The 16,666-nt window shown below is 44.3% G+C and carries 8 protein-coding genes and 1 pseudogene; 4 read left to right on the top strand and 5 right to left on the bottom strand.

What is annotated here, in order from left to right; genetic code table 11:
- Window positions 1–179 precede the first annotated feature (179 nt).
- Window positions 180–4,736 carry an EAL domain-containing protein gene (locus tag V7R55_RS04765; RefSeq protein ID WP_334057778.1) on the bottom strand — a complete coding sequence of 1,519 codons (4,557 nt, stop codon included), beginning with the start codon at window positions 4,734–4,736 and terminating at the stop codon, window positions 180–182.
- 386 nt (window positions 4,737–5,122) lie between these two features.
- Window positions 5,123–7,870 (bottom strand): insulinase family protein, encoded by a 2,748-nt coding sequence (locus tag V7R55_RS04770; protein WP_334057780.1) that lies wholly within the window; start codon window positions 7,868–7,870, stop codon window positions 5,123–5,125.
- 171 nt (window positions 7,871–8,041) lie between these two features.
- Between V7R55_RS04770 and sixA the strand changes: the two genes are divergently transcribed.
- Together sixA and V7R55_RS04780 are read left to right on the top strand one after the other, a co-directional pair.
- Window positions 8,042–8,557, top strand: coding sequence for a phosphohistidine phosphatase SixA (gene sixA / locus V7R55_RS04775; RefSeq protein ID WP_334057783.1), 516 nt, complete (start codon window positions 8,042–8,044; stop codon window positions 8,555–8,557).
- 121 nt (window positions 8,558–8,678) lie between these two features.
- The gene (locus V7R55_RS04780; protein ID WP_014997798.1) at window positions 8,679–8,873 is read left to right on the top strand and encodes a hypothetical protein; all 195 of its coding nucleotides are present in this window, start codon (window positions 8,679–8,681) and stop codon (window positions 8,871–8,873) included.
- A gap of 36 nt (window positions 8,874–8,909) precedes the next feature.
- Here the strand turns inward: V7R55_RS04780 and V7R55_RS04785 are convergent, their stop codons facing one another.
- On the bottom strand, window positions 8,910–10,205 hold the full coding sequence (locus V7R55_RS04785; RefSeq protein WP_334057785.1) for an HlyC/CorC family transporter: 1,296 nt from the start codon (window positions 10,203–10,205) through the stop codon (window positions 8,910–8,912).
- 163 nt (window positions 10,206–10,368) lie between these two features.
- Window positions 10,369–11,160, bottom strand: a complete 792-nt coding sequence (locus V7R55_RS04790; protein WP_334057787.1) for a cytochrome C assembly family protein — start codon at window positions 11,158–11,160, stop codon at window positions 10,369–10,371.
- 309 nt (window positions 11,161–11,469) lie between these two features.
- Here V7R55_RS04790 and ffh point away from each other — a divergent pair, with 309 nt between their 5' ends.
- Both ffh and V7R55_RS04800 read left to right on the top strand, forming a co-directional pair.
- Window positions 11,470–12,918, top strand: coding sequence for a signal recognition particle protein (gene ffh / locus V7R55_RS04795; RefSeq protein WP_334057789.1), 1,449 nt, complete (start codon window positions 11,470–11,472; stop codon window positions 12,916–12,918).
- 184 nt (window positions 12,919–13,102) lie between these two features.
- Window positions 13,103–15,178: pseudogene (locus V7R55_RS04800) on the top strand (hypothetical protein).
- 199 nt (window positions 15,179–15,377) lie between these two features.
- Here the strand turns inward: V7R55_RS04800 and V7R55_RS04805 are convergent.
- The gene (locus V7R55_RS04805; protein ID WP_334057791.1) at window positions 15,378–16,397 is read right to left on the bottom strand and encodes a heparin lyase I family protein; all 1,020 of its coding nucleotides are present in this window, start codon (window positions 16,395–16,397) and stop codon (window positions 15,378–15,380) included.
- Window positions 16,398–16,666: the final 269 nt, after the last annotated feature.

A 16,666-nucleotide genomic window follows, 5' to 3' on the forward strand; every position in this document is an offset into this window, starting at 1 on the left:
CAAGGGCTGCTGAGAGCAGAAGGAAAAGCTAGCGCCATAATAATGGCACTAAAGTCTAATATACGAAGGTGGTAAGGGAAGAATTTTGCCTTAGCTTGCCGCTTAAAGAATGCTAGAAGGGTGAAAAGTGCCCCTCTGGAAAGAACGTTGAAGGGCAATGAAAGCATTAGTACTGAGCGTTAGTACTGGCTACTACCTAATAGGGTATGTAGCTTTTGATTTTCGGTAAGCAGCTTTTCAAAACGCTCTGCATTTAATGGGCGGCTGTACAGAAAGCCCTGCAGCATTTCGCAGTCATAGCGGCGCAGTATGTCGAGTTGTGATTCTTCCTCCACACCTTCCGCTACCACTTTAAGACCTAAATTGTGGGCAATATTGATAATGGCTGCAGCCATGTGCCTGTCTACATTGCTTTTAGCAATATCATCAATAAAGGCTTTGTCGATTTTTAAGGTGTTAAGTGGGAAACGTTTTAAGTACGCGAGTGATGAGTAGCCTGTACCAAAATCGTCTAGCGCTAAGTGAATGCCCCGCTCGCGAAGTCGTGTCATCATTTGAAGGCCGTTTTCAGGGCTTTCCATAAGCGTGCCTTCGGTAATTTCGCATTCTAGATGCAGCGGTGATAGGCCTACATCACTTAATATTTTATTTATTCTGTCATCTAGGTCTGGCAGTTCGAACTGCTTGGCTGATATATTCACGGCTACACGACCGCTAAACAACCCTTGATTTACCCAGCGTTTGGTATCAGCGCAGGCTTTGCGAAGTACCTGCTCACCAATTTCAATAATTTGACCGGTTTGCTCTGCTAACGGTATAAATTGTCCAGGGCTTACTATGCCTTTTTGCGGGTGTTCAAAACGCACTAGCGCTTCCATGCTGACTAACTTGCCCGAAGCAATATCCACTTTAGGCTGATAGTAAACGGTGAACAGATCGTCTTTAATCCCTTGGCGAATTAAATTCTCAATTTGCAGCTGCCTAACCGCATTTTGATTCATTTCACCACTAAAAAACTGATAGCTGTTGCCGCCGTTGTTTTTAGCAAAGTACATAGCCGTATCTGCGTTTTTAAGCATTTCCTGGGGGGATTCACCGTCATCAGGGTAAAAGGCAATACCAATACTCGCGCCCAGCACAAACTCTTGTTTATTGATAATAAAGGGGCGCGATAAGGTGTCTAATAAGCTTTGTGCATAGTGGGTTACCGTATGAATATCAGCATTATCTTCCATCAATATACTGAATTCATCACCTCCCAGTCGGTAGCAAGTGGCATTTTTGCCCGTAATACGCTGTAGTCGTTTAGCAATTTGCTTAATTAAAATATCGCCAGTTTGATGGCCCAGCGAGTCGTTTATCTTTTTAAAGTTATCCATATCCAAGCACAGAAGAGAGTGGGCGCTGGATTTACGCACTAAGTTCTGATGACTGGCTTGGAAGAACGAACGGTTAGGCAATTCGGTCAACGGGTCAACATTAGCAAGCTTCAAGAGTTCTTTTTCAGTACTCTTACGCGACGTAATATCGCTGAAAACGCCTACAAAATGACTAATTTTTCCGTCTTCATCGTGCACGGCATCAATATTTAGCTCCATTTCGTAGCGCTCGCCGTTTACTCGTACGCTCTCTACTTCACCCGACCAGTTGCCTTTGGATTTAAGGGTTTTCTTTATTTCCTCGGTAAAAGCATCGGGGTATAAATGAAAGTGCATGTAGCTGGCAAGGGCTTGGTCGCGGGTTTCTCCGGTATAGCTGCAGTAGGCGTTGTTAACGCTGATAAACCTAAATTGGGTATTGGTAATAAATACCCCTTCGGAAATGTTCTCTATAGAGCGCTTAAACAGGTTAAGCTGTTCTTCTGCTTCTTTTAGGTGGTGAATATTTTTGAGTGTACCTGTCATACGCACCGGCTGCTCATTATGGTCACGCTCTACCACTTTTCCGCGATCGAGGATCCAGATCCAATGATTTTTAAACGTCTTGGCACGGTAGGCCAATTCATAAAAATCACTGTTTCCCTCTAAATGCTCTCTGAGTGCGGATTTGACTCGGATAATGTCGTTAGGGTGAATGTTGGCATCGTAAGCGCCGGTAGTGCGTATATCGTCTTGAGGGAAATCCAGCGTCCCCCAGGTGTTTGCACGATATACCTGTCCTCGATACACATCCCAGTCCCACAATTCGTCACCTGAACTCCATAGGGTGAGCTTTAATCGCTCTTCCGACTCCTTGATAGCAAGCTGATTTGCCTTTCTTATTTGGTACTGACGAATAATAAAGGCAAGTATCGCTAACGCGATTAAACAATAAAACACAAGGGCAACGGTATGAAGCCAAGGGGGGCGTTCTATGGTTATTTTTAAACTTCTACTGTCAGACCAAGCTTTACCTGGCTCTTTCGCTTGTACTGAAAACGTATAGTTACCAAAAGAAATATTATTAAACTGAGCAGTACGTTCTTTGTCGACATAGACCCAGTCACTCTCAAAACCGCTAAGCTTATACCTATAAGTCACTTGGTCTGGGTAAACCGGATTAACAAGCCCAAACGAAATACTGAAGCGGGTTTCGTCGTGCTTTAGCGCTAGCTGTTCTTCGTAAGTGATATTTTCCTTTAGCGATAAGTAATTCGAAGTTTCGTCGTTTTCAATTTGTTTTTGCCTAGCTTTTGCAAATGAGCCAAACACACTTACTTGGTAAAGTTGGGGAGGGAGAGTCTGCTCAACTTGGTCACTCGTGCTGATAGCCTGCTTCGAAATTTTAACAAAACCTTTATTGCCGCCAAAATAAATCGTTTTGTCAGTGGTAGCAATAACTGCGCCTTCGCCAAGAGAGTTAAATTCCAACTGAGCATTGGGAATGCTGTCCGCCTCTCTTAATGTAGGTAAGTGAACTTTGTGGACGCCTTTAGCATCAGAATACCAGATGCTATTGTCTACCGCTGTCGTTGAAGTAATAAAACCACTTTGATTGTATCTCTTTTGTTTATTGACTAAAGAAAAACTATTTTTATCTAATTGAATAACGCCATCGGAGCGCGTTGTTAACCAGAAGCCAGACGACGTTTCGTGTACGCCATAGACCACAGAGTTAATGCCGTTGGACGAATCTAGCACTTGAATGGCCTTGCCTTTATTAACTGAGTATATAACTAGCTTTTCACCAGCCCTAAACCAAATGTTATTATCGTTATCCTCATATATCGCTAGGATATCTTTAGTTTTTTCAGTTGGTGCTGTCTTAATAATTTCTACGTTTTTAACTTCTTCAGAAATAGGAGGGGTGCTTATGGAGTAGACATGTCCAACACCTACTTGCAACCAAATCGCGGAGTCGCCCTTGAATATATAGTCGATAAATGACCCCTTGAAATACTCGCGAACTAAAGCCAAACCATCTTCTGTTTTTTGGAATACAAGCAAGCCCGTAGACGAAGCAATCCAGATATTATCTTGTTCATCAATTTCAATGTCCCAGTAGTGTATGGCGGGGTCCATCTCTTCGAAAAACTTGAAAAAGGATACCTTGCCAGTTTCTCGAGAAATTTTACCTAGCCCTTTTTGCTGAGAAATTAGGTAGAGTGTTTCATCGCTGCTTTCTGCAAAGCCCCACAGGGTAGAGTAATTATCGTCGCTGTGGCGCTCGGAGTTATAAACAGGTTGAAAATGTACACTGGCATATTCGGGGTGATATTTAAAAGCGCCCCGATGAAAGGTGGCGGCCCATACTACACCCGTACGGTCTTCAATTACTCGCATTACGATGGCTGAGGGGATACCAGTTGTACTGTATGTGTCTGAGTTTAAATGCAAGAAATCAGGGCGATAATCGGGTGATATATTTGCTCCAGCAGCATCCGATAATAAAAACAGTCCAATATAAGTGCCCACCCAAATATCTTTACCTATCACAGAGATTGAGAAAGAATTAACCTCTTCGGTGACGCCCAAGTCATCGCTTTCAATCCGCTTTAAAATGCGGCCGTTAGAGGCTAAAACGATAAGGCCCTCATTCGTCGCTAGCCAATAATTCCCGTTAATTACTGTGATATCGTGCAGCGCACGTATATCTAAAGAAACTCCCCAGGGATTGACTTTGCTTGCGTTGTGCACCTCCAGCGTTTCAGTGTCTATCAAGGCCGCGCCGAATTTATTGGAGCCTACCCATATACGATTTGCCTCTTCAAAAATTACTTTTATGAAACTTTCTTCTTTAAAGACTTGAGTGAAAACGCTGATTTGAGACGTTTGTTTTGAATAGCGGTAAAGGAATTTGCGGTCAGCGAAAAGGATGTCGCCATTTTTCGCTTCTGAAATTGCAGTAATTAAGTCTGTCTTTATCACAGAGTTGCTTCTATCGAAGACTTTAAAACTGTCTGATTCTGGCTGATAAAGCGCTAGCCCTGAATGGGTTCCTACCCACAGCTGTCCTTCTGAGTCGACAAACAAAGTTTGAATATAACCGGACGGTAGGGAATTAGGGTCGACATCTGACGGGTGGTATTGCTTTACGTCATAACCCGAATAGCGGTTGAGGCCATTTGACGTCGCAAGCCAAATAAAACCCATATGGTCTTCCACAATGTCTAGCACTGCGGTGTCTGATAGGCCGTGTTGCTTATTTAATTCTGTGAAATGAAGATCAGAAACTTCTATCGCCTTCGCAGGATTACAGAGAAATCCTGACAAAGCCAACGAGAAAAGCAGCATTGAATAGATTAGGGTTGAGCGCACCTATACACCTTTGGCATACGCCATTTATTATTTTTTTATTTTTTACTGGCAGCATCCCTAACAACCAGAATAATAAATATGCCGAATTAACTGAGCCTCTACAAGGACTTTTTAGAGTTAGAAGGGGTGTTGGGTCACTTATTAAGCAACTTCACGTAAATCCGGTGTCTATTTATCGACATATTAGTCAAAAACTTGACGTTTAAATCGCAGGTTCGCATCTGTTTTCTGTAAAATGCTGACAGAAGAGGGAGTATTACAAACAAATTTGAAGTCTTTCATACAATAAAGGCGGCAGACTTTCCGCTTAATTAAGGCGATAAACCAGCCCTTATCAGGGCGCTAAACTAACCTTCATTAGCGCGCTATACTCAGTGGCATTGTGCTCAGTAGTACGGTATCTCTTGTTTGAAGTGGGAAATACTATTTATTGTACGCTTCTCTTGAGTTGGAATTTCCTCAAACTTTCCTTTTGAAAACAGGACAAGCTCTCCACAGCGTTCGCGCTTGGCAAGTTGCTGCGCAAAATCTTGGATCTCTTCAAAACTTAGCTCTTTCACTCGCTCTGCTAATTTAACGTTTCTGTTAAACCCTAAGTCTTGTGTACCTAAACTCACCCATAGTCGCTGAGATTTCATGGACAGCGTTAGGTCTCGTTCCTCTAGCTGTTTTATTAAGTTTTGTTGAATCGTCGGCCAGTAGAAGCGATAGAACTCAATTTCATTTAGCTGCTGAAACAGAAATTCCGTCATAGCATCTAACAAATTTTTCGGGCTACATTGCGGGCTTTGAATGTAGAAGGCCATACCAGGGTGCTGATTGTGCGGAACGTAGCCAGTTCCCACGATATAACCTAATTGCTGTTCTGTTCTCAAAGAATTGAAAAACGGAGCGGCTAGCATTTGCTCTAGTACCATACAAAGCGCTGTGTCGGTTAAGCTCGGTGAGGGGGCTTGAAGATAGAGTACTACCGCTGCGTCATCGTGCTTACAAAGCACTTCATGGTAAAGCGTGCCCCCCACGGGAAGTTTAGATACAGCTCGTGAAAGCGGGCCGCCGCGGGCATTTGTGCACTGCTCATAAAGATTCATTGAAAAAGCTTTTGCCTCTTCGCTAGCCCAGTTTCCGTGCATAAATGCTTCAATAAAGTAATGCCCGAAAGCGCGACTCCTGCAATTGAGCATTTGCTCAAAGTTGATACTGTCTATTACATCTAATAGCTCTACTGGCGCCTGAGTGTTGCGCTGGATAAGTACGCTCAATCTGGAAAATAAGCGGTTAGTGGGCTTATTTAGTAGCGAGTTGTGTAGGCTTTGAATTTGCAACGCTTTGTGATGCTCAAAGGTTTTTTCATCAGGTATGAAATCAAGCACCGCAGCGAGAAGCTGATTGGCCAATAACGTTTGTTGATTAGTGAAGCCTCGGGTGTGAAGTGTAAATCCCGCCTGATGTCCGTATATACGATAATGCAGGCCCGCTATTTCGGCTCTATAATATTTCGCCTGCAGGTAATCATTTAACGCGCCAAGCCATATACGTTTTGCAGCAACAGCGAGTAAAGAGTCAGAAAATTCCGCTACGTCAAAAGAGATATAAATATCGCCTTTGGGGCTATGGAACTGCTGGTCTTGAGCAAACCAAAAACGATAACCGCCATTATCCACCAACTTATTAGGAACATTGAAGCCAGTCTCGGGCAATATTAGGCTGTATTCGTTTGCTAAATAAGGGTTGGGTGGGGGAAGCTGTAATTCACTAATAGCCTTTGGTGAAGCAAGCTTTTGCAAAAGTGCGGGATCAATTTTCTCTACACTGTATTCCGCCTCGTAGAACGCGCACACTTGTGTGGTTTTTACGTCTTTCGAAATAACTTTCAGACGAATGTTATCTGGAGTGAAATAGGATAAAGCGTGTTCAATAACGTTTTTGTCATAGCTGTCTATGGTCGAGCGAAGTTTACCTAATTCGTCTTGGCCAAAAATAAACTGGTGCTGTGCGTATTCTGTTACCACGCTAAGTGGCTTGATATTCTCTTCGTACTCAAGAGCTAGAGTATTTAACTTTGATTTTTCATGAAAGCGCCAATCTTCGTGGGATGCCTCTCGGATTACTGAGATATAGCTAAATAGTGCTTCCAATACACCGTTTTTGTTTTCCAATCCGTTTTGAGTAAGCTGGAAACTCACATTGAAGTCTTTAAACTTGTCTCCCTCAATACCCGAGCCGGCAATAAGATTAAGCGCCCAGTCCTTTTCTTTAAGGTAGGCTAGTAAACTACCTTCGCCCTCATCGCCAATTAAATGGCTAATATAGTTTAACGGCTTTGTTTTATAGTCATTTTGTAAAGCCGGTAGGGCAAACGTCACTATCATCCGCTTTGCTGACTGTAGCGGATGTATGTTAATTCGTATCCCCAATTCATTTTCGGTGTAAAGTGCTGGCCAGTCATCTGACGCTAACTGTCCTGCCGGCATACTGGCAAAACATTGATGCACTAATGCCTCAAGCTGAGGTAAAGGCATAGTGCTAGCAATACACAGGCACATGTTTTTTGCACAATAATAAGTTTGATGAAGTGCTTTGAGTTGTTGCTTTAGCGCAGCGCATCCATGTTGAGAAAAGGTATCGCTGTTACCTACTGAGAACTTAGCGAAAGGGTGCTTTGGATTACAGGTTTCCTTGTGGATTTGGTAAAGGCGACGAAGGTCATCTTTTTTCTTAAACTCAAATTCCGCATGAATGTTTTTTATTTCGTTGTTGAGCGCTTCTTCTTCAAATAAGGGCTGTCTAAGCATATCCGCAAAGGCAGGTAAGGTCTGCGCAATCGCGTCACTACTACAATTAAAGTGGTAGTTGGCGTATTCGGTACCAGTCCAAGCGTTTATGCTGCCCCCGTGCTGTTCAATAAAGCCATTTATTGCATTAGGTTTGGGTAAGTGCCGGCTCCCCATGAAAAGCATGTGTTCTAAAAGGTGAGCTAATCCCTGACAATCGTTGGGGTCGTAGAAATGTCCTGCCCGTACCGCCATAGAAACAAAAGACTCATTTGCCTCAGGCGTATGGCACAGCATAACACGCAGGCCGTTGGGCAAAGTTATGTGGTGCGCGTTTTCTAATTTGATCGAGTTATTCACATTTTCTCATATATGGTCAAAGGCACCTTACTGCTGGAGCATCTATTAAGATAATCTTCACAAAACCTTAAATAATAGTCGAGAATTCTCATTATTCACGGTTTAGCGCTAGGCGTAGATTCAGCTCTCTGATATCTTTAGCGTACTTTCATTAATACTATGCGCAATGTTATGTCAGGTCAAAGTAGCAACGACGACATTTATCTTTTCATTATGCGTCACGGTGAAGCAGAAGCACCTCGACTCGATGACAAAAGTAGACAGCTCACGTCAGTAGGCCGAGAACAGGCCAAGTCGGCAGCTCTGTGGTTAAAAGACCAGTATTGTACAGAGGGTATTGTTGATTTAGCTCTTGTAAGCCCCTATCGCAGAGCAAAACAAACCTTCGACATGGTGTCGCTAGACGTTGAAGCGGGTAAAGTAGAAAGTAATGAAGATATTGTTCCAGAGGGCTCGCCGCGATTGGTAAGTGACTATATTGACGGTCTGCTTCACGCAGCCGTAAATTCTAAAAAGCCCATTAAAAAGCTGCTTGTCGTTAGCCACATGCCGCTTGTTAGTTATCTGGTGGATGAGCTCTGCCAGTCTTATACCACCAGCTTGTTTTCGACAGCCTCAATAGCCGTTGTAAAGTACTCGCTGCAAGAACATAAGGGCACCTTAATTAAGCATTACCAAGGTTTCTAAAATCGCCCACCTATTCCCAGTTTAATCAACAATATTTGAACAAATAATAGTTAAGTATATTTCCATCCGGTCGATAGTCTCTTTGAGAGTGTCAAAGTTTATTCTATTGAAGGGTTGGGAAATGGACAGCAAATCTATTCCTGAGCTCCTTAAGCGTTCATTGCAATCGCATATGGCGGAGGCTGATTTACGTGAAGATGAGGAGACGCAGGATATTATTGCCAAGTTATCTGAACTATCAGATAAAGTCGCTGCCGCGAAAGCGAGAGCGCTGGCAAATCGCGCGCAGCGTCTAGCTGATGAAGCAAAAGGCTAACTGATAGGGCCGAAAATACGATAAGCGCCACATCGCTTAGTGGTCGCTGTTCGACTCTTTAGGTGCAATATAATACTCCGGCATTACTCTGACGGTTTTTATCATGCTTTCTGATATATCGACTATTTCAAGTGGATAGCCCGCTAAACGAACGCTGACCTTGTTTTCAGGAATATCTTCAAGATACTCGAGCAATAGACCGTTAAGGGTTTTTGGCCCTTCAGTTGGTAATTTCCAGTCCATTTCTCGGTTTAATTCACGCACGTTTGCACTTCCGTCAACCAGTACCGAACCATCTTGCTGTACATGGGCTTCTTTACTGTGATCGGGAACCATACTGGTCGTGAAGTCACCAATAATTTCTTCTAAAATATCTTCCAAAGTGACCAGGCCCATAATATCGCCATACTCATCAACCACTAATGCAATGCGCTCTTTCTCTGCTTGAAACTTATACATAAGCGTATGCAGTGGCGTAGATTCGGGGGTGTAGTAAATCTCCCGTACTGCGCGAAGTAGACTCGACTTGGTAAACTGATCTTTCGATAAAAGTCGCAGAGCATCACGCACATGCACAAACCCCACGGCATCATCGACACTATCACGATATAACAACACTCGGGTGTGCTGTGCATGGGTCAGCGCTTTCTGAATTTTCTTCCAATCATCATTAATATCGATGGCAAAAATCTCAGCGCGAGGCACCATGATATCTTCGGCAGTGACGCTTTCTAAGTCCAGAATACTGACCAACATGTCCTGGTGACGTTTAGGGATCATGGCGCCTGCTTCAAATACAACGGTTCTCAACTCTTCTCTACTTAACGAATCGTCATTGCCATTTGCTGGGCTAATTTTGAGCAGTGCAAGAATACCATTGGTAATACCGTTGATAGCGGCTACAAAAGGGTAAAGTAGCGTGAGTAATGGAAGAAGAATAATAGAACTCGGGAAGGCTATTTTTTCTGGGTAAAGTGCCGCCAGCGTTTTCGGTGTGACTTCTGCAAAAATCAGCAGAACTAGCGTTAGGCCAAAGGTTGCAGCGAACAGCCCCCAGTAGTCACCAAATAGGCGAATACAAAGTATGGTGGCAAGCGAAGAAGCCGCAATGTTAACAAGGTTGTTACCGATGAGGATGAGGCCGATAAGGCGGTCTGGTCGCTCCAAAAGCTTAGCAACACGCATAGCCGAGCGGTTGCCTTCTCCTTGCAAGTGCTTGAGTCGATAGCGGTTTATCGACATCATGCCTGTTTCTGAACTAGAGAAATACGCAGATAGTAATATGAGTACGCCGAGCGCGATAAACAGCGTACTCGTTGATATGTCGTCCAATTAGGGGGTTCCTATACAAACTAAGGCTTCAAATGTATTGATTTGAGGGATGAGTTTCAAGGGGAAATTGTTGATATCACCCTAAATACTCAGAAGGTTAAGCGTAATCTGAGAGCCACCTAGCAATGCGGTTGATAGTCTAGGCGGCTACAGATTACGTTATTTAGAGAAGAAACTCTCGTACCAACTTGCTACCAAAATAGGCAAGAGATAACAGCGTAACACCTAATACCGTCATCACAATGACTTGGCGTCCTCGCCATCCTCTTAGCTTCTGGCCTATCAGAAGAATAAGGAAAACCACAAGCGCAGCAGCGGAAAGCACTGTTTTATGTGCGTAGGTTTTGTTGAACATGTCTTCTAAGAAAACAAACCCGCTAATCAACGATACTGTTAATAGGCAGGTGCCCGCAAGCAACAGTTTAAACAATATATTCTCCACTAACATTAGAGGAGGTAGTGACGAATGGAGCAGCGCCGCACCTTTTTGTTTAAGCCTGTAGGTGATGTAAGACATTTGAAGTGCATATAAAAATGCAATGACTAAGGTGCAGTAGGCAAATAGCGATAAACTAATGTGAATAACCAAGCCGGGTTGCAGTTCAATATGCATGATGTACGACACGGGAATAAATTTTGAGGCGAGTACTGTCAGACTAGCAAAACCGAACACAACGGGAAGTAAAATTAAATTCGGAATAGCGCGGGCAAAAATAAGCATGGAAATAGTGATTATCCACGACACCAGAGAAAGAACATTAGTTACACTCATATCCTGTCCTGGCGCAACCATGATGGCGCTGGTGAGAAATGCGATATGTGCGATTGCCCCTACACTAGCTATAGATAGGCCTAATCGTTTATTCGGGCCGTCTTGATGTACGAATTTGCCAATAAGCACTGCCGCAGCCAACGCGTAGAGTAGAGCAGCAGAAATGGCGAAAAGGGTGTTCATGATGCGTCCTGTAATAGGTAGGTGATGTCTTCACCGATTGAGTCGGTATTGATACTGCAACTTGCAAGTAAATTCAACCATCTCCTTGATTTTGTTTGTTTCACACCCACTTTTAGTGTGGGTATTGAGAGAGCATGAATTTTTTGCTTCTTAACATTTGCTGTGCACCAGAGTCTGAGAATGGCAGTAAAAAAACAATAGATACCAGCGCATAAGTTTAAAAATTTAACCGTAATTGTGGGTACGTTACGCTTCGCTTTTACGTTACAATGCGGGCATTACGTCTGAAATAAAAAGAAGTTTCATACTATGTTTGAGAATTTATCAGAACGCTTAGGCCAGACATTACGAAATGTCAGCGGTAAAGGGCGTCTTACTGAAGACAATATTAAAGAAACGCTACGCGAAGTGCGAATGGCGCTACTTGAAGCCGACGTCGCGCTTCCAGTAGTAAAGTCGTTTGTTGCACAAGTAAAAGAGCGTGCTGTTGGTACCGAAGTAACTAAGAGCTTAAAGCCTGGCCAAGTATTCATTAAAATCGTTCAGTCTGAGCTTGAGTCTGTGATGGGGGAGGCGAACGAAAAGCTGAACCTGGCGACCCAACCTCCAGCTGTTGTGCTGATGGCGGGCTTACAAGGTGCGGGTAAAACCACCTCTGTAGGTAAACTTGCCAAATACTTAACCGAGCGCGAGAAAAAGAAAGTAATGGTAGTGAGTGCCGACGTATACCGTCCCGCCGCTATCAAGCAGCTTGAAACCCTTGCTGGTGAAGTGAATGTTGCTTTCCATCCATCTACGATTTTACAAAAGCCCATTGATATCGTTAACGATGCCATCGTAGAAGCGAAGAAGAATTTCTTTGATGTACTGCTAGTGGATACCGCAGGTCGTTTGCACGTAGACAACGACATGATGGATGAAATTAAAGAGCTTCACGCTGCCGTTAAGCCCATAGAGACCCTGTTTGTAGTGGATGCCATGACGGGGCAAGACGCTGCGAATACGGCAAAAGCGTTTAACGACGCGCTTCCCCTTACTGGTGTGATCCTTACCAAGGCGGACGGTGATGCTCGAGGCGGTGCTGCGCTATCGGTTCGTCACATTACCGGTAAGCCTATCAAATTTATTGGTATGGGCGAAAAAGTTGATGCACTCGAGCCTTTCCATCCTGAGCGAGTTGCGTCTCGTATCTTGGGCATGGGTGACGTACTTAGCCTTATCGAAGAGGTTGAACGTAAAGTTGACAAGTCAAAAGCCGAAAAGCTGGCCAAAAAGGTACAGAAAGGAAAAGGCTTCGACCTGCAGGACTTTAAAGATCAGCTTGAGCAAATGAAAAACATGGGCGGCATGATGGGTATGCTTGATAAGCTGCCTGGCATGGGCGGTATGTCTGACAAAATTAAAGATCAGGCGAACGACAAGCAGTTCAATCAAATGGAAGCCATCATCAATTCAATGACGCCGGCTGAACGTGCGCGCCCTGATATGATCAAAGGTTCACGAAAACGTCGTATTGCAGCAGGTTCAGGTACGCAGATTCAAGACGTAAACCGTTTGCTTAAGCAGTTTACTCAAATGCAGAAAATGATGAAGAAGATGTCTGGTGGCGGCATGAAGAAAATGATGCGCCAGATGAAAGGCATGATGCCACCGGGCGGTGGCGGTTTTGGCGGACCGGGCGGACCGGGCGGACCGGGCGGCCCAGGTGGATTTGGCGGGGGCGGCTTCGGCGGAGGCGGCGGCTTCCCACCACGCTAATTCGCTATCGTTCTAAAACTACCAAAAACCTCAACAGCAGCAATGCGTTGAGGTTTTTTTGTTTTTGTTGCATCCAATATCAAATGTGGCTCGTTTGGCTTGTTGAACAGGACGTGAGCAGTACTTATCGCACAGATTTGCGGTTGACAGCGTCTCTTCAAAAACAACAAGTATGGAGATCAAGATGGAATTCAGCAAAATTTCGCAGAAAAAAATGAAATTGTCATTAGTAGCAACGGCTATGGTTTTCACTCTAAGCGCCTGTGATGGTGATGACGGTAGCGACGGTTTAAATGGCACAAATGGTGTTGATGGCGCACCAGGCCAAGATGGAGCTCCAGGGCAAGACGGCGCGCCTGGCTTTGCTGCTGCCACTTTCCTTGTTGCCAATAATGGTGATGATAATCGCAATACCGTAACAGCTGTCGACCAAAACGCTAGCGCGCTAAGTACGGTAACCACTGGCGCAAATGAAGGCATCGTTTTCACTAATAAAGGTTCTATTATTTAAGCGGGTGACAGTGACTTACCGCTTTTAAGAACGCAGTGTAATTTTGATGCACAAACAGATTACATGATGAATAGAGGGCACGAGATAACGGGTGCAGCTACCGGATTAGTCAATCCTAAAGGTATAGCGTTTGCTGAAAATGCTGGCCTAGTAATGGTGGCAGACTTTAACGGTCAAAAAATAAGTGTGTTTGGTAGTCAAGCGGCAGGGGACGTTGCGCCTATTGCTGAGATAATGGTATCTGCAAAACCATGGGATTTGGCCTACGACGAGCAAAGCGATAGGTTATTCGTTGCGCTTACCGATGGCACGCTAGCGGTGTACGACAATGTTGCAAGTTCTAATTTTGCGCCTACTGTGATGCGCTCAGTTGTTCCTTCAGACACCGATGGAAACCAAATTTCAATTAATTTACACGGGATTGTGTACGAGCCTAAATCTAACCGTATGGTGCTGTCAGATGTGGGCGATGCTTCTGTCGCCGACGACGGTCAAATATTTGTGATTGAAAATGTTTCTTCAGCAGATGGGGCGGTTGTACCAACCAGAGTAATAGGCGGAGCATCGACCCAGCTTGGCAATCCAGTAGACATTATTCTCACTGGATCTGACCTTCGAGTAGCTGAAAAGTCAAACGATGCCATTCTGGTTTTCTCAAATATCTTCAACGGAGAGAGCGGCGATATTGCACCGACGTTATCAACGCCATCGGTGAAGCCTGAGTCTTTGGCTGAGCTAAAAGAACTCGATGAGATGATAGACGCTTCAGATGACGGCATAACAACTATGCCTATCAAAGGAATTTCAGTATCAAGTAACCCTTCAAGTGAAAGCGAAACAACAGGACAGGTGGCTCAATATAGCGCTGTATTATCCAGCGAGTTAAGTTCTTTTGACGCAGGTATGAGCATTGAGAGTGCTGCTTTCACGGCTAGTGGTGATGGTGTAATCACCTTCGATGATGTTGAAACTTCAACTGGGGGGGTACTAGTAATTAATCGTCTCAAGTCCACGCGAGACGGAATGATGTATAGCGATAGTTACGACCACATGATTGCGGGTAGCGACACCGGCCTGATTGCGCCTAAGGGCCTTGACATTGCCTCTGAAGCCGGTGTGGTATTTGTGGCTGATGTTAATGAAAGCACGCCTGCTGTAAGAGTATTTTCGCCATGTGCATCGGGTAATGTCGCGCCTATATTGACCTTGGAAGCCGCTGATGGTGGGCGCCCCTGGGATGTGGATTACGATCCTTCAACTGACAGCGCGTATTTAGCATTAACCAACGGTACTGTCGCAGTTTTTGAAGAAGTAATGCGCAGGCTGCAAAGTGGCGAGACCGTAATTACAGGTGAAGATAGGCTAATCGTACCAGCGAGCGACGGCGCAGCATTTGCGGCGCCAACGAATATCCATGGTATAGACTACGACAGCCAAAGCGATAGCCTTGTTATTTCTGACGTTGGTAGCGCTGCAGATGCAACAGACGGCAAACTTTATGTCATTGCTGGTGCTGGCAATGCAGATGGCTTAACCGATGTATCGGTTAATATTGCAGGTCCTAGTTCGATGTTGGGTAATCCAGTAGATCTAATGCTCAGCAACGGTCATGTTTACGTAGCGGAAAAATCAAACGGTATGATCCTTCGCTTCGATAACATTTTAAATTCAGCCTCGGGTGACATTGCGCCGACTTTCAGCATGATGTATCCCGCGCCAGAGTCGGTGAATGTACTAGCTGTTAAATAGGTTAAGCAGTGTTTGGAAGGCGCATAATAGCGCCTTCCAACGTGATAGTTTTAAAAACACACTGTCAAAGTTAATTGAGTGCGGTAAGTAAATCCAAGTATTGCTTACCGCTTTTTTTAAATAGGTCGTAAAGACGCCTGTTGACTACCTTAAATGTCCCTTAAAATGAAAATATCGTTTGAGTAGCTTTAATTGCAAATCAAAGCGTACCTTTTCTAATAACGAAATCGGCAAACTTCACTCGCTCTTCTTGTTGGCGTAGTTTATTTACTTCAGCAGTAGAACGGTAAATTCCCCACTTGGGGCGGATAAAATCCTCGTCAGACACACCTCGCCACATATCTATATTTGTCTCATTAATATCTATAATAGTTGCGCCGTCACCAACGCGGGTTATCTGCATGATAAAGTGGCCTTCTTCGGCGAAGGTTGCCTGCACAAATACCTTAACCCACTCATCGGCGATATCGCTCCAGTTTGCTCGGACCAAATAGACATCGCTGGTGCGAGAACCATCAGAGTTAAACCCTACGCTGTGCCTTACTTGGAGTTCTTTACCGGAGCTGTCTTTTTCGACAGCAGAAAGGGTTATGACGGGCTGATCGTCGTTACCATTACTATTGTCTTCACTGTCGTTTCGCGCCTTCAGCTGGAAGAAGTGGCTAAACTTGCTGGTCAAAGACATATCGCTGGCGACATAGAAATACCATTCAAACTGCATGGTTTCCCCTTCAAACCCGAGAACTTCGTCATCGCTTTTATCATAAGTTTTTATTTCGTTGCGTTGGCGGTCAGACTGATCACCTTTGTTGAAGTCGTCATCTCGGTGGGCTAAAAACACAAAGTGGGGGCCTACAACGCTATCGGTTTCCTCTAAAATATGGGGCGTAGAAGTATGATCGCCAGCGAACAAGTCGGGTGCTTCTATGCTGCCTTCTCCAAACACGCTTTCTATTGATGCGTAGGTTTCGCTCGCGCTTGTGGCGCCCGTGGCACTGAGTATAACTTCAGACACAAGGGTAAAGTCTTCTTGTTCTTCCGGCAGGGGGGCACCACCACCTTGTGAATCAGGTACAGCGACAGGTTGAGAAGGAGAATTACTCTGACTGCTACTTCCACAGGCCGATACCGCTGTTACCACCAGTGCAATTAAAAAGAAGTAAAAAAGTACTATTAGAGTTTCTTGTAAGACGTTTTCGTTTTTATTGTTCGTAGACACGATTTTTACCAAATGTTTGTCATTGGTTAATAAGATGTTTTAAAATTGGTCAACCAGCAAGCTTAGCAATCAAACTATCTAGAAAAAGTTTTGAAGTTCGAGTTTTCAAAAAGACAAAGATAAATATCGAAAGATAGAAACAGAAGAAAAACTTGATGCCATAGTGCGCTTTGTAACCAACAAATCACCTCGCATCTGTGCAAATTCGTGAATTCATAATACACTGACGTGCTACATCGTGCGCATGTGCTCGCTTTCATTCAGGTACG

It is taken from the genome of Alteromonas sp. S005, assembly GCF_036864475.1.
Taxonomy (GTDB): domain Bacteria; phylum Pseudomonadota; class Gammaproteobacteria; order Enterobacterales; family Alteromonadaceae; genus Alteromonas.